Here is a 14,533-nt window from a genome sequence, read left to right on the forward strand (position 1 = left end):
TAATGAGTAGAGGAGTTGCCATAACCGGCATGGGAATTATATCTTCGATAGGAACAACTGTCGAAGAGAATTTTAATGCCCTTATACATGGTAAACCGGGCATTACTGCGATCGAGAATATTGCTACTGTTCATAAAAATGACATTAAGGTAGGCGAGATAAAAAGATCGAATGAAGAACTGGCTCATGAACTGGGACTTCCTGTAGATAATAATTTTTCACGCACAGCCCTACTGGGCGCTATTGCCGCTAAACAAGCTGTAAAAAATGCAGGCATATTGGATATTAATGAATATGCTACAGGGCTTATCTCGGCAACCAGCGTTGGAGGTATGGATATGACCGAAAAGTTTTTTTACGATTATCTGGAAACCGACGAAAACCACAGGTATATTTCATCTCATGATGCAGGCGATACTACACATAAAATAGCCGGCGAACTTGGTCTTAAAGGCATGGTTACTACTATAAGTACAGCGTGTTCATCAGCAGCTAACGCTATTATGCTTGGTGCACGATTGATCAGGGCGGGGAAACTGGACCGGGTAATTGTGGGTGGTACTGATGCGCTTTCCAAATTTACCATAAACGGCTTTAAAACCCTTATGATACTTTCGGATACCTACAATACGCCTTTCGATAACAACAGAAAAGGACTTAACCTTGGTGAAGCCGCTGCGTTCTTAGTATTGGAGAGTGATGAGGTAGTGAAAAAACAAAATAAAAAAGTCCTGGCTTACCTTTCGGGTTATGGCAATGCAAATGATGCTTACCATCAAACGGCTTCTTCAGAAAATGGAGATGGCGCTTTTCTTGCCATGGAGAAAGCTTTTAAAATATCAGGGTTACAACCTGAAGATGTAGATTATATTAATGCACACGGTACGGCAACGCCTAACAACGACCTTTCTGAAGGAAGGGCACTGATAAGGGCTTTTGGAGTTAATGTGCCCGATTTTAGTTCTACCAAACCGTTTACAGGGCATACACTTGCCGCTGCTGCTGCAATAGAAGCAGTGTACAGCGTGCTGGCTTTGCAAAATGGCATTGTATACCCCAACCTTAATTTTACAACCCCAATGGAAGAATTTGATATTGTTCCGCAAACGGTTTTAAAAGAAAAAGAAATCAATCATGTATTGTCAAATTCATTTGGGTTTGGCGGTAACTGTTCAACCCTGCTGTTTTCTAAAAGCTAATGAAAAGAACTTATATAAACGGTACCGGATGTGTCTCTGCCCAAAAAACCATGAATACGGCTTTTTTGGAAGAGATCATTATAAATGAAAATGATAATATCCTTGAGCTGACATTGCCGGATTATAAAGATTTTATTGCTCCGGCAGCGGGCAGACGTATGGCTAAAGGAGTGAAAAACGGTATTGTGGCATCGGCAAGAGCCATGAAAGAAGCCGGAGTAGAAAACCTTGATGCTATTATTACAGGCACCGGAATGGGCTGTAGTGTCGATTCTGAGAAATTTTTAAAAGCACTACTTGATAATAAAGAAGAGTTTTTAACCCCTACATCGTTCATACAGTCTACACACAACACTGTAGGCGGGCAAATTGCCTTAGGCTTACAGTGCAAAGCCTATAATTTCACCTATGTAAATGGAGCTGTTTCGTTTGAATCTTCTCTTATCGATGCAAAAATGCAGATCGATGAAGGTGAAGCAGCAACAGTATTAGTAGGAGGAGTAGAGGAATCGGCAGATGCTACCATGAATCTTTTGCAATTATCAGGAGCTATTAAAAGCAAAAGTGAGATGCCATTCAGTATTTTAGGATCGGAAACAAATGGCGCAGTATTCTCGGAAGGGGCAATGTTCTTTGTGCTGGAAGATAAAAAAACAGCGACGACCTATGCCGAATTGATTGATGTGTCAATTTACAACGTACTTGAAAAAGATGAATTAGAAACGAAATTGGAACTGTTTTTAAAGCATAATAATTTTAGCATCCAGGATATTGATGCTGTGATTTTGGGCTACAATGGCGATACAGAATTCGACGGTTATTACAATATACTTTCTCAGGGTGTATTTAAGGAGGCTACTCAGGTATATTATAAACACCTTAGCGGAGAATTTAATACGGCTTCGGCCTTTGGATTGTGGGTGGCTTCGCATATTGTAAAATTGCAGGAAGTACCATCGGTTTTACAAGTGAATGGTATTACTTCCAAACATTATAAAAACATATTGTTGTACAATCAGTACAGAGGTCAGGATCATAGTTTTACGCTGATTTCCCAATGCTAACGCATAGGGTTAATACAGGTTTTTTTGGGGCAGTTGTTCTACTGCTTGCTATCCGATCATTCATTGAACCGTTACCATGGTGGGTGTTTTTACTGCCGTTAGCCTTATGGCTTATTATTGCAGCGATTGGATCAGGATTGGTGCAATCGGGCTATCATATAAAAACCCTGAATAAAAATCTACGCCCAACGGGCAAACAAATTGCGCTTACCTTTGATGACGGTCCTACACCACATACCGAAAAAGTACTTGATGTTTTGGCACGCTATAATATAAGAGCTACTTTTTTTTGCATTGGTTCTCAAATAGAAATTTACCCTCATATCTTTAAAAGGTTAATAAACGAAGGTCATGTCGTTGGGAATCATACTTATAGCCATTCGTCTAAGCTGGGCTTTTTTTCGAAACAAAAAATTGCTGCTGAGGTTGGATCTACCGACGCTTTAATTGAAAAACACACGCTCAAAAAGCCATTGCTCTTTAGACCTCCGTTTGGAGTTACAACACCAAATTTAGCTTCGGTACTGCAACAGGCAGGACATTATGTTATTGGGTGGAACATCCGTTCACTGGATGCTGTTATTGAAGATGAAACTAAAATTTATAATCGTATAAAAAGCAGGCTTTCCCCGGGAAGTATAATCCTGCTGCACGATACTTCGCAAAAAACGGTTCATGTTTTGGAACAATTATTGGTACTTTTGCAGGAGCAAAATTATGAAGCCGTAACGGTTAATCAATTACTTAATATCCCTGCTTATGAAGAATAGTGTTTTTTATGTATTTTTTCTACTGGTAACGGCTTTAACAGCCACTGCACAGGAGCAAAAAATGAGCGCAGCCGAAATCACTTCTTTTAAAAATGCTGTTAATGCTACGGCGAAAAATACAAAAACGCTTACCACAGATTTTGTTCAGTACAAACACATGGATTTTCTGTCTAAAGACATAGAGACTTCCGGGAAAATGAGCTTTAAATCGCCTGGAATGTTATTGTGGCAGTATACCAAACCCTATCAATACAGCGTTGTATTTAAAAACAACAAGATAGCCATAAACGATGCGGGTAAAAAAAGCGCAATGGATATGGGTAGCAGTAAAATGTTTAACAAGCTGAACAAGCTCATTGTAGGTAGTGTGAATGGTGATATGTTTGATGAGAACGAGTTTACTATCAGCTTCTTTAAAACACCGGATTACAACATTACAAAACTAATGCCTAAAGATGCCACGCTAAAAAAGTATATTAAGCAAATGGAGCTTTATTTTGATAAGAAAGGGAATATGGTTTCTCAGGTTAAAATGACAGAACCGTCTAATGATTATACCACAATTGTATTTAAAAATAAAGTGACCAATGCGCAGATCGCAGATTCTGTTTTTAATAATTAGTAGTTTTCTATTGGCTTCCTGTGCTGTTAAAACTGTAAACGGTTTTGAGCAGAAAGAGCCTGTAGTTAAAAGCTATACTGTCCCTTATTTTTCGGATACTAAAACCGATTACATTTACAAAGCCCATATCTCTATATATGGCAAAGATTTTGGCGGAATATTTATTGCCAAAAAAATGAACGATACCCTTTACCGTACCGCTTTTACTACCGAATTTGGCAACAAGCTTTTTGACTTTGAAATTACCGATAACAGTTTTAAGGTAAATTACATTCTTGAAGAACTGGACAGGAAAATTATTGTAAATACACTTAAACGTGATTTTATGCTGCTGCTAAAAAGAAACTATGAAGTGGAGCAGGAGTATGTGAATACTGAAAGTACAGTTTATAAATGTGCTGCAGGCAAACGCAGTAACTACCTGTTTTTTGATAAGGCTACAGGAAGGCTTTCTAAATTAGTAAATGCGACGAAACAAAAAGAGAAAATTCTTATAAGCTATACTGCTGAAAGTGATATATTAGCCAGTAAAATCGTTATTGACCATAAAAGTATAAACCTTAAAATAGAACTCAATTACCTTCAATAAACTATATTATGAAAAAAACTTTACTATTTGCCTTTTTGATTTTGGCAACTATCTCTGCAGAAGCACAGGTAACATTTAAGCCGGGTATTAGAGCCGGAGCTAATTTCTCTCAAATTACTAATACAGATCTTGATACTAAAACAGATTTTTATATAGGTGCTTTTGGGGCATTAAAACTGACGAGGTTTTATACGCTGCAGCCGGAAATTAACTATTCCCGTCAGGGCGGTAAAGGAGACATTAGTGTATATGATTCTAATACTCAGGAATACAATCGTAAAAATGTAGATGTAAGCCTTAATTATGTATCTCTTTCTGCAATGAATAAATTTACATTTTCAGACCAGTTTAATATACATGTAGGGCCTACATTTGATATCATTACAAAAAGTAAAAATTACAACAGCACCGAAGTTGATATGTGTATCGCAGCAGGTGTTGGTTATACGCTGCCTATGGGTCTAACTATTGAAGCACGTGTAAAAAAAGGAATTATAGATGTAGTAGATTCTTATTACACAGGAAATAGCTATGACAATTTTAATGATTATGGAACTACCACTAACCTGGTATTCTCATTAGGAGTATCATATAGCTTTGATGTGAAGGGAGCTACTAAATAATATTTTAATCAATCAATCAAATTAAATCATGAAAAGGATTACGTTACTATTTATTTGCTTTTTGGCATTACAGGCTAATGCCCAGGTTACTGTAAAACCTGGAGTTAGGGCGGGTTTAAATCTTACGAGTTTTACCAATACTAACGATACTCACTTTAAAAACAGGACCGATTTTTATGTAGGAGGTTATGTTGCTGTAAAATTGGCTAGTTTTTATACGCTTCAGCCGGAGATCACGTATTCAAGGCAGGGAGCAAAAGCCAGGGTATATGATTTTAGTTTTGATCCTGTTAGCGAGAAAAGTTTTTCTTTACAGTATTTGTCATTGGGTGTAATGAATAAATTTACTTTTGGCCCCGGTTTTCACGGTTTAGTAGGACCAACTGCGGATATTAAAGTAGGAGATAATTTTACAGGCTATGAGGGAGATGAACTTACCGGGTTAGACCTTGGCCTTATGACAGGTGTAGGATATACACTCCCGATGGGATTAACAATAGAAGCCCGTTACAAATTGGGCTTGCTGGATATTTTTGGTAATTCTACCGATGATGATTATGATAGCGATGAGCTTATACTTAACAGTGTATTTCAGCTTGGATTAGCTTATACTTTCTAAAACAAAAACAATGCTGCTAAAAGACTTTTACAAAATAAATTCACTTGAAAATACAGACGGTCAGAGGTATGTAGCTAGTATAAGGCTTAATAAAGACCACGAAGTGTTTTCAGGACATTTTCCGGGCAATCCTGTAACTCCGGGCGTATGCATGATGCAAATTATAAAAGAGCTGACCCAAGAAGCGGTTAATGCTTCACTAACGATGAAAAGTGCTTCAAACATTAAGTTTATGGCGCTTATTAATCCGGAAGTTAATCCGGAGTTAAAATTGGAACTGGATATTACAGTTGCTGATGACGGTACGGTTAAAGTGAAAAACACCTCTTATTTTGATGAGACGGTTGTGTTAAAATTAAGTTGTATTTACAATAAAAATTAGGAGTATATAGTTGTATTTGCCAACTTTAATTAGAATTTACAGCATGTATTTATGAAACTATTTACTTTCTTTATTTCGGTAGTAATGCTGTTATCGACAGATTTAACTACGATAAGGCAAAAATATCTTAGCGCAACAACTTCGGGAGAAGATGCAGAAGCATTATATAAAACCCTTGAAGAAGTTAGTGATACCGGCACAGATAATACTATGGTTGCTTATAAAGCGGCAGCACTTACATTAAGGGCTAAATTTGAGAAAGGACTTTTTAATAAAAAGAGCCTTTTTACAGAAGGAGCTAAACTTTTAGAAGCAGTTATAAAAAGAGATCCGGATAATTATGAGGTTCGTTTTCTTCGATTGAATATACAGGAGAATGCACCTAAGATTACAGGCTACAATAAAAAGAAAGATGAGGATAAGGCCTTTCTTATAAAAAACTATAAGAACCAAAAGGCAGACCTTAAAGAATTTACAAGAGGGTTTGTAAAGAATTCTACCTCTTTTACCAAAGAAGAAAAAGCGGCTTTCAACTAATATTGTTGAAGTCGCATTTTTTTTGAAAAAAACTTCTGTTTGGCAAAAAAAATTAAAAAGGTATCTTTGCTGACTATTTTTAAACGACAATTTTGTAATGAGCACAGCTCCACGCGATTATAGTTCGATAGCCCGGCTAAAGTGTTGTGTTATTATACCTACCTATAATAACCATAAAACCTTGAAGAGGGTTCTTGATGGTGTGTTGCAATATACTCAAAACATCATTGTAGTTAATGATGGCGCCGCAGATACTACGGTAGAAATACTAAAAGAGTACCCGCAAATCACGCAGGTGCATTTACCCACAAATAGAGGCAAAGGTGTTGCGTTGCGCACTGGTTTTAAAACGGCTCGGGAGGCTGGTTATAACTATGCTATAACTATAGATTCTGATGGGCAGCATTTCCCGGATGATATCCCTGTTTTTATAAATGCGATTGAAACCGAAGGCGACGCACTGCTTATAGGTAGCCGTAATATGGCACAGGAAGGGGTGCCTAAAAAAAGCAGCTTCGGGAATAAATTCTCTAACTTTTGGTTTTGGTTCGAAACGGGTATTAAGCTGGAAGATACTCAATCGGGTTACAGGCTCTATCCGCTTAACAAAATACATACAAAATATTATACGACTAAATTCGAATTTGAAATAGAAGTCATAGTACGTGCGGCATGGAAAGGACTTCCTGTAAAAAACATTCCTGTAAAAGTATTGTATGATATGAATGAGAGGGTATCTCATTTCCGTCCGTTTAAGGATTTTTCGAGAATAAGTGTGTTAAACACGGTGCTCGTAGTTATTAGTCTGTTGTATATTAAACCTCGGGATTTTATCAGGAGTTTTAAAAAAAAAAGTCTGAAACAATTCTTTCTTGAAAATGTACTGGAAAGTGGTGACAGCAATGCAAAAAAAGCACTATCTATAGCTTTGGGCGTTTTTATTGGAATTGCTCCGTTATGGGGGTTTCAAACAATTTTGGTATTGTTTCTTGCCTATATACTACGGCTTAATAAGCTAATTGCATTTGCCTTTTCTAATATTAGTTTTCCTCCGGTAATTCCACTCATTATTTACCTGTCTTTACAAATGGGTTCGCTGGCTGTTGTGGGCGCGACGCCTATTGAGAAGATGAGTACGATGGAGGCTATAAAACAAAATTTAACACAATACCTTGCGGGCAGTATTTTACTGGCAACGCTATTGGCTTTTGTGTTTGGAATGGCAGGTTATCTTATTTTAATTGCTTTGGATAAAAACAAAAAACACAATAATGCATAAGTTCTTTATAGCTATACATTTTTTTATAAACAGGAACAAGCTATTATCTATAGGCATGGCTTTGGGGTGCCTGTTAGTGTTTGGGTATTTTGCATCGAAGATATCTTTTGAAGAAGATATTACACGTCTTATCCCTAAAAATGAAAAGGCAGATGAAGCGGCAAAAGTTTTAAGCCAGCTAAATTTTGCAGATAAGATCACCGTTATTATTAATGCTAAAAAAGGTGCATCACCGGAAGAACTTGCTCAGGTAGCGGGCGCTTTTTTAGACAGCCTGCAAAGTTGTAAAGAGTACATTAATGGAGTACAGGGAAAAGTAGACGACGAAAACATACAGGAAACCTTCGATTTTGTTTACAACAATCTTCCGCTTTTTCTGGACGAGGCAGATTATAAAACGATCGAACAAAAAATACTGAGTGATAGTATTGCTGCAACGGTAAACGGGAATTACAAGTCGATACTTTCTCCGTCAGGGGTTGTTACAAAAGGGTTTATCCTTAAAGATCCGTTTGGGATTTCATTCATTGGCCTTAAAAAATTACAGCAACTGGGCATGGGCGATGAGTATCGTTTGCAGGATGGTTATGTAATTACAAAAGACAATCAAAAGATACTGTTGTTTATAAGTCCGAAACTCCCGGGCAACGAAACCAAAAAGAATACCCTTTTTGTAGATAAACTTGATGTCATAAAAGAGGGCTTAAATGCAAAATTCAGTAAGACAGCAACATTAGAATACTTTGGCGCTACCAATATTGCTGTTGCCAATGCACGACAGATAAAAAGCGACATACAAACTACAACACTGGTTGCTATAACCTTGTTGATGCTAATATTGATGGTGTATTATAGGAAATTCTTTATTCCTTTTATCATTCTGATCCCTACTATTTTTGGAGTACTGTTTGCCGTGGCGCTGCTCTATTTTTTAAGAGGTACTATCTCGGCTATATCCTTAAGTATAGGTTCAATTCTGTTAGGTGTTACTATAGATTATGCTTTGCATATCCTGACTCATTACAAACACAATAGTGATATTAAAGTTTTGTATAGAGATATTACCAAACCGCTTATTATGAGCAGTACAACTACAGCATTGGCTTTTTTGTGCCTGTTGTTTGTAAATTCTGGGGCATTGCAGGATTTGGGTATTTTTGCAGCGGTTAGTGTTGTGGTTACAGCTTTATTTTCATTGCTTATTATTCCGCACTTATATAAACCTAAAGGAGGAGACGCGATAGCGCATACAACGGTACTGGACAAGCTTGCCGGGTTTTCGTTTCACAATAATAAAATACTTATCATTGCAAGTGTTGTAATCATCATTGCAAGTTTTTTTACGTTCAATAAAGTTATTTACGATAAAGATATTTCGCAGCTTAACTATGTGCCTGCCGATATAAAACTTGCCGAAAAACATTTGGAAGGCGCTACCAATGTTACTTCAAAATCGCTGTATGTTACGGCTTATGGTAACTCAGCAGAAGAGGTGCTGCAAAACAACAGTACGCTTTATACCCAGCTGAATAAAGACAAAAAAGCAGATAAGCTTTTAAATTATAGCTCTATAGGAGGTGTTGTACTTTCTAAAGAAGAACAGCAGCAAAAAATTGACCGTTGGAATGCCTTTTGGACTCCGCAAAGAAAACAGCAGGTAAAAGCCGGACTTATTGCCGAAGGAGCAAAACTTGGCTTTAAGCCGAATACCTATGAAAATTTTTATGCTTTGATAGACAAACACTTTGTGTCTGTTAGTCTTGAGGAATATATGAAAGTGAAAACGCTGTTCTTAAATGAATTTATATCGCAAAAGAACGGATTCTATACAGTGTCTACTGTAGTAAAAGTATCTGATGCGCAAAGAGATGCTGTGGTAAAAGAACTATCCGGCAGGCCGCAGGTAATGGTTATCGACAGGCAGCAAATGAATGAAACCTTTTTGGGAGGCTTAAAAGACGATTTCACATCATTGATTAACTATTCGTTTATCGCGGTGGTGTTAATACTTTTCTTTTTCTTTAGGCGTATTGAGCTGGTAATTATCAGCTGTATTCCTATAGTTATTACAGGTATAGTAACCACGGGTATAATGGGAATGTTTGACATCAGGTTTAATATTTTCAGTACCATAGTATGTACACTGGTATTTGGGCACGGTGTCGACTTTAGTATTTTCATGACCAGTGCACTCCAAAAAGAATACAGTACCGGTAAAAACGAAATGGCCACCTATAGAACCTCTATACTGCTTGCTGTATTAACGACGGTGCTTGGTATAGGCGCATTGGTATTTGCAGGGCACCCGGCCTTAAAATCGATTTCATCGGTATCACTGATAGGGGTATTTGCTGCGCTTATCATTACGTTTATATTTTACCCGATACTTTTCAGATTCTTCCTTACCCACAGGATTAAAAAAGGAAATGCGCCGTTTGAGTTCAGGACACTGATACATTCGATATTTTCATTTACTTATTACGGACTAGGGTCGTTCCTGTTGTCTATTTTTAGTTTGGTACTTGTAAACATCATTCCGATTAAAAAGAAATGGAAAATAATGGCATTCCGATATACCATGTCTAAATTCATGAAATCGGTGCTGTACCTAAATCCGTTCGTAAAGAAAACAGTACTTAACCCAAATAACGAGAAGTTTGATAAGCCCGCTATTATCATTGCCAATCATACTTCTTTTCTGGATATACTTGCTGTAGGGATGTTGAGCCCTAAGGTGATTTATCTGGTTAGCGACTGGGTTTATAATTCGCCGGTATTTGGAATAGGCGTTAAGCTGGCAGGGTTTTATCCGGTGTCGCAGGGTATAGAAGGTGGTGTTGAGCATCTGCGCAAAAAAGTGGAAGAAGGATATTCGTTGGTTGTTTTTCCGGAAGGAACACGATCTAAAGACAACCATATTCAGCGTTTTCATAAAGGGGCATTTTATCTCGCACAGGAGTTTAAACTTGATATCGTACCGGTATTGATACACGGAAACTCTGAAGTGCTGCCTAAAGGAGATCTTATAATTTATGACGGCAGCTTAACACTGAGCATATTGGATAGAATTAAACCGGATGATACTTCTTATGGAGATACTTTTGCCGAAAGGACTAAAAAAATAGGTGCCTACTTTAAAGAGCAGTTCAGATTAATGCGTGAAGAAAGAGAAGGACCTGATTATTTTAAAAGTAAAATTGTACATAGCTTTGCTTACAAGGAATTTGAGATTGTAAGTGCTGTAAAAAAGAACCTTAAAAATAGTCTGGAGGCCTACCATAAACTTAATAAACACCTTGGCGCAAAAAGCACGATATTGCATTTAGCAGATAATTATGGTGAAACAAGTGTGCTTTTAGCATTACAGGAACCACAGCGCAAAGTGTACAGTTATATTACCGATGAAGAAAAACGTGATGTAGCCAAAACAAATTACATCAACAAAAAAAGAACTATTCTATATCCTGATACACTGGAAGAGGTTAATAAAATACCTTACAGTGTTGTGGTTGTTGAGGAAGGTATAGAAATTGACAGAGAGATCCAGGCGCAGGCGCAATATATTGTTATAATGAAACCAGCAGGGATACCCGAAGGTTTTGAAAAAAAACATGAAGAAGAAAGCTTTATAATTGTAAGGAAGCGATAAGCAGATGAAAAGAAAATATGATGTTGTTATAGTGGGAAGCGGTTTAGGCGGATTGGTGTCTGCCATCATTTTAGCCAAAGAAGGCTATAGTGTTTGCGTGCTCGAAAAAAACAACCAGTTTGGTGGTAACCTGCAGACTTTTGTGAGAGATAAAACCATTTTTGATACAGGAGTACATTATATAGGCGGTCTTGACGAAGGGCAAAACCTGTACAATTACTTTAAATACATTGGTATCATTGACGATCTGAAGCTTAAAAAGATGGACGAAGATGCCTATGATATTATCTCGTTTGATGACGATGAGCAGGAGTACCCGCATGCGCAGGGATATGATAACTTTGTGAAGCAGCTTAAAAAATATTTTCCTGATGAGGAAGAGGCGTTAAAGGAATATTGCAAAAAACTAGTAGATACCTGCGATTCCTTTCCACTATATAACTTAAAAAACAGTGAGGTAAAATATGATCCTGCTGTGCTTTCTGAAAACGCAAAAGAATACATAGACAGCATTACTAAAAACGAAAAGTTAAGGGCTGTACTGGCAGGTTCTAACTTTTTATATGCCGGTATAGAAGACAAATCGCCACTTTATGTGCATGCACTTTCTGTTAACTCTTATATGCAGAGTTCATGGCGTTGTATTAATGGTGGCAGCCAAATTACCAAACAGCTTATAAAACAGCTTAAAAAATATGGTGGAGAAACCTATAAATATAGGGAAGTCTGCGGTTTTGGGTTTGAAGAAGATAAGCTGGTTTCGGCTAAAATAAAAACAGGTGAAGAGGTTTTTGGGGATATTTTTATTTCTAATATAGAGCCAAAAACGACACTTGATCTTGTAGGAAAAAAAAGGTTCAGGAAATCGTTTTATAATAGGGTACAAGGGCTGGAAAACGTAGGATCGGCATTTAGCCTTTATCTGGTTTTTAAACCCAACACCTTTAAATACCTGAACCATAATTACTATCATTTTAAGGACAGTACAAGGGTTTGGAAAACCATGCACGCTACACAGGAAACCTGGCCCGAAGGTTATATGGCTTCAATGAATGTTTCGGCAAAGCAAAACAAATGGGCAGAGAGTATGACACTTATTACCTTCATGGATTTTAATGAGGTAAAACAATGGGAACATACACACAATACTACTGCTGAGGAAATGGATAGGGGCGAATCATATAACCGCTTTAAAGAACAAAAGACAGAACAATTTCTTACCCAAGTAGAGAAAAAATTCCCGGGGATTAGAAATTGTATTCAATCGGTGCATGCCTCTACACCACTTTCGTATAGAGATTACATTGGTGGACAAAACGGTAACTTATATGGCTATGTTAAGGATTCTAACAATCCTATGAAAACCTTTATCTCGGCTAAAACCAAAATAGATAATTTGTACCTTACAGGACAAAGCATTAATATGCACGGTGTTTTGGGGGTTACTATTGGTGCAGTTGTAACCTGTACAGAAATTTTGGGGAAGGATTATTTAGTAAACAAAATAAACAACGAGCTTAATTTATAGGGTTTTATGAGGGGAATCGGTTACATACTATTAGTACTTTGCACAACACTGCAATTGGTATCGTGTGGCACTTATAAATCGGTTCATCATAAAGCTGTTACAGAAGGCTATGACGCTACTGTTCCTGTAGTAGCGCAGCAAAACGACAGTGTGTTTACCTATGGTAATAATTTTATTTTAAAAAATAAGCAAGGGCTATGGGAGCTGTACGTAGAGGGCGATCCGCTGCAAAGAGGGCTTATAACGGGGGCGCTTTCTAAAGATCTTGTAAAAAAGCAGGAACATGCTTTTTTAGATAAGATCAAAGAGATCGTTCCTTCTAAATTTAAGCAAAGCATGCTCAGGCAGTTTGTAAAATGGTACAACAGGAAACTTTACCTGTATGTACCCGAAGAGTATAAAACCGAAATTTACGGAGTATCCCATTATGTGTCCGGCGAGTACGATTATTTAGCACCGCCTTACCTGCGTTCGCTTTACCTGCATGCTGCCCACGATATTGGTCACGCACTTACCGATCTGGATATGGTGGGCTGTACCTCATTTGCTGCCTGGGATAATAATACTGAAGACGGTTCGCTGCTTATAGCACGCAATCTCGATTTTTATGCAGGTGATGAATTTGCCGAGAGTAAGATCGTATCTTTTGTGAAACCCACAACGGGTTATCCATTCATGTCGGTGGTTTGGGGAGGGATGATAGGAAACCTTTCCGGGATGAATACCGAAGGTCTTACCGTTACTTTAAATTCAGGAAAATCAGACATTCCTCTAATAGCAAAAACACCCATATCTATAGTCGCCAGGGAGATACTGCAATATGCTAAAAATATTGATGAAGCCATTGCCATTGTCCGCAAGCGTGAGGTTTTTGTTTCAGAGAGTATAATGGTGGGCAGTGCTCACGATAGAAAAGCGGTATTAATTGAGGTTTCACCTAAGAAATTCGGAATACTTGATGTGCCTAACTCAACACGGATTATTTGTTCGAATCATTTTCAGAGTGATGCCTATAAAAACGATGAAAATAATGAATATGCGATTCTAAACAGCCATTCGGAGTACCGATATGAAAGAATGGAAGAATTGCTGAACAATACCAGGATGAACCCTGTTAAGGCGGCAGGTGTAATGCGCAACAGGGAAGGGCTCGGTGAGTTATCATTGGGATATGGTAACCAAAAAGCGGTCAATCAGTTGTTAACACACCATTCTATAGTGTTTAAACCCGAGCAAAAGCTGGTTTGGGTATCATCTAACCCGTATCAGTTAGGAGAGTATGTTGCTTATGATCTGGATGAAGTTTTTGGTACTCAGCACAATGGAACTCTAAGTTCTATGGCAATAGATTCACTTACGATTCCTAAAGATCCTTTTGTAGATTCGCCAGAGTTTAAGAACTATGAAAAATACAGGATACAGGATAGAATTGTAGATAAAACGATAAAAAATAAAGGACATCTGTCTGCCGATTTTATAAAACAATTCCAGTCATTAAATCCTGATTATTGGGAGGTATATTACAAACCGGGTGTATATCTTTACAACCGTGGCTACTATACTGCTGCCCGTGTCGAATTTGAAAAAACACTGACCAAAGAAATTACAACCCTTCCTGAGAAAAAGAAAGTAGAAGAATATCTTAAGGAAATAAATAAGAAACTAGATTAGT

13 protein-coding genes are annotated in these 14,533 nt (G+C 37.6%); all 13 read left to right on the forward strand.

Features of this window, described 5'->3' with window-relative positions; genetic code table 11:
- Positions 1-2 precede the first annotated feature (2 nt).
- The 13 genes from EPI11_RS14535 to EPI11_RS14595 all read left to right on the forward strand — a co-directional run bounded on the left by EPI11_RS14535 (position 3) and on the right by EPI11_RS14595 (position 14,532).
- Positions 3-1,199, forward strand: a complete 1,197-nt coding sequence (locus EPI11_RS14535) for a beta-ketoacyl-[acyl-carrier-protein] synthase family protein (protein WP_164879183.1) — start codon at positions 3-5, stop codon at positions 1,197-1,199.
- Positions 1,199-2,263, forward strand: coding sequence for a beta-ketoacyl synthase N-terminal-like domain-containing protein (locus tag EPI11_RS14540; protein ID WP_128390707.1), 1,065 nt, complete (start codon positions 1,199-1,201; stop codon positions 2,261-2,263). Before EPI11_RS14535 ends, EPI11_RS14540 begins: the two co-directional genes overlap by 1 nt.
- Positions 2,257-3,033, forward strand: a complete 777-nt coding sequence (locus EPI11_RS14545; RefSeq protein WP_128390708.1) for a polysaccharide deacetylase family protein — start codon at positions 2,257-2,259, stop codon at positions 3,031-3,033. Before EPI11_RS14540 ends, EPI11_RS14545 begins: the two co-directional genes overlap by 7 nt.
- Positions 3,023-3,655 (forward strand): LolA family protein, encoded by a 633-nt coding sequence (locus EPI11_RS14550; RefSeq protein ID WP_241657640.1) that lies wholly within the window; start codon positions 3,023-3,025, stop codon positions 3,653-3,655. Before EPI11_RS14545 ends, EPI11_RS14550 begins: the two co-directional genes overlap by 11 nt.
- Positions 3,621-4,244: a hypothetical protein gene (locus EPI11_RS14555; RefSeq protein WP_128390709.1), complete on the forward strand. Its 624-nt coding sequence runs from the start codon at positions 3,621-3,623 to the stop codon at positions 4,242-4,244. Before EPI11_RS14550 ends, EPI11_RS14555 begins: the two co-directional genes overlap by 35 nt.
- Before the next feature lie 8 nt (positions 4,245-4,252).
- Entirely contained in the window at positions 4,253-4,867 is a 615-nt protein-coding gene (locus EPI11_RS14560) for an outer membrane beta-barrel protein (protein WP_128390710.1), read from the forward strand.
- A 28-nt stretch (positions 4,868-4,895) separates the two neighbouring features.
- Entirely contained in the window at positions 4,896-5,486 is a 591-nt protein-coding gene (locus tag EPI11_RS14565; RefSeq protein WP_128390711.1) for a porin family protein, read from the forward strand.
- Positions 5,487-5,496: 10 nt separating this feature from the next.
- Entirely contained in the window at positions 5,497-5,868 is a 372-nt protein-coding gene (locus tag EPI11_RS14570; RefSeq protein ID WP_128390712.1) for a 3-hydroxyacyl-ACP dehydratase, read from the forward strand.
- A gap of 51 nt (positions 5,869-5,919) precedes the next feature.
- The gene (locus tag EPI11_RS14575) at positions 5,920-6,405 is read left to right on the forward strand and encodes a hypothetical protein (protein ID WP_128390713.1); all 486 of its coding nucleotides are present in this window, start codon (positions 5,920-5,922) and stop codon (positions 6,403-6,405) included.
- 97 nt (positions 6,406-6,502) lie between these two features.
- Entirely contained in the window at positions 6,503-7,684 is a 1,182-nt protein-coding gene (locus EPI11_RS14580; RefSeq protein ID WP_128390714.1) for a DUF2062 domain-containing protein, read from the forward strand.
- Positions 7,677-11,333 carry an MMPL family transporter gene (locus tag EPI11_RS14585; protein ID WP_128390715.1) on the forward strand — a complete coding sequence of 1,219 codons (3,657 nt, stop codon included), beginning with the start codon at positions 7,677-7,679 and terminating at the stop codon, positions 11,331-11,333. The genes EPI11_RS14580 and EPI11_RS14585 overlap by 8 nt, the downstream gene beginning before the upstream one ends.
- Positions 11,334-11,337: 4 nt before the next feature.
- The gene (locus tag EPI11_RS14590; RefSeq protein WP_128390716.1) at positions 11,338-12,861 is read left to right on the forward strand and encodes a phytoene desaturase family protein; all 1,524 of its coding nucleotides are present in this window, start codon (positions 11,338-11,340) and stop codon (positions 12,859-12,861) included.
- A 6-nt stretch (positions 12,862-12,867) separates the two neighbouring features.
- Complete coding sequence (locus EPI11_RS14595; RefSeq protein WP_128390717.1) at positions 12,868-14,532, forward strand: C45 family autoproteolytic acyltransferase/hydolase; 1,665 nt, start codon at positions 12,868-12,870, stop codon at positions 14,530-14,532.
- Position 14,533 lies beyond the last annotated feature (1 nt).

Origin of the sequence: Flavobacterium cerinum (assembly GCF_004028155.1) — a bacterium.
In the GTDB taxonomy this organism is placed as follows: Bacteria; Bacteroidota; Bacteroidia; order Flavobacteriales; family Flavobacteriaceae; genus Flavobacterium; species Flavobacterium cerinum.

What these genes read in the sequence shown, in the direction of transcription:
- EPI11_RS14555 (WP_128390709.1), top strand. Translation starts at nt 3,621, where the DNA reads ATGCGCAGATCGCAGATTCTGTTTTTAATAATTAGTAGTTTTCTATTG.
- EPI11_RS14560 (WP_128390710.1), top strand. Translation starts at nt 4,253, where the DNA reads ATGAAAAAAACTTTACTATTTGCCTTTTTGATTTTGGCAACTATCTCT.
- EPI11_RS14595 (WP_128390717.1), top strand. Translation starts at nt 12,868, where the DNA reads ATGAGGGGAATCGGTTACATACTATTAGTACTTTGCACAACACTGCAA.
- EPI11_RS14550 (WP_241657640.1), top strand. Translation starts at nt 3,023, where the DNA reads ATGAAGAATAGTGTTTTTTATGTATTTTTTCTACTGGTAACGGCTTTA.
- EPI11_RS14540 (WP_128390707.1), top strand. Translation starts at nt 1,199, where the DNA reads ATGAAAAGAACTTATATAAACGGTACCGGATGTGTCTCTGCCCAAAAA.
- EPI11_RS14585 (WP_128390715.1), top strand. Translation starts at nt 7,677, where the DNA reads ATGCATAAGTTCTTTATAGCTATACATTTTTTTATAAACAGGAACAAG.
- EPI11_RS14535 (WP_164879183.1), top strand. Translation starts at nt 3, where the DNA reads ATGAGTAGAGGAGTTGCCATAACCGGCATGGGAATTATATCTTCGATA.
- EPI11_RS14580 (WP_128390714.1), top strand. Translation starts at nt 6,503, where the DNA reads ATGAGCACAGCTCCACGCGATTATAGTTCGATAGCCCGGCTAAAGTGT.
- EPI11_RS14565 (WP_128390711.1), top strand. Translation starts at nt 4,896, where the DNA reads ATGAAAAGGATTACGTTACTATTTATTTGCTTTTTGGCATTACAGGCT.
- EPI11_RS14545 (WP_128390708.1), top strand. Translation starts at nt 2,257, where the DNA reads ATGCTAACGCATAGGGTTAATACAGGTTTTTTTGGGGCAGTTGTTCTA.
- EPI11_RS14575 (WP_128390713.1), top strand. Translation starts at nt 5,920, where the DNA reads ATGAAACTATTTACTTTCTTTATTTCGGTAGTAATGCTGTTATCGACA.
- EPI11_RS14570 (WP_128390712.1), top strand. Translation starts at nt 5,497, where the DNA reads ATGCTGCTAAAAGACTTTTACAAAATAAATTCACTTGAAAATACAGAC.
- EPI11_RS14590 (WP_128390716.1), top strand. Translation starts at nt 11,338, where the DNA reads ATGAAAAGAAAATATGATGTTGTTATAGTGGGAAGCGGTTTAGGCGGA.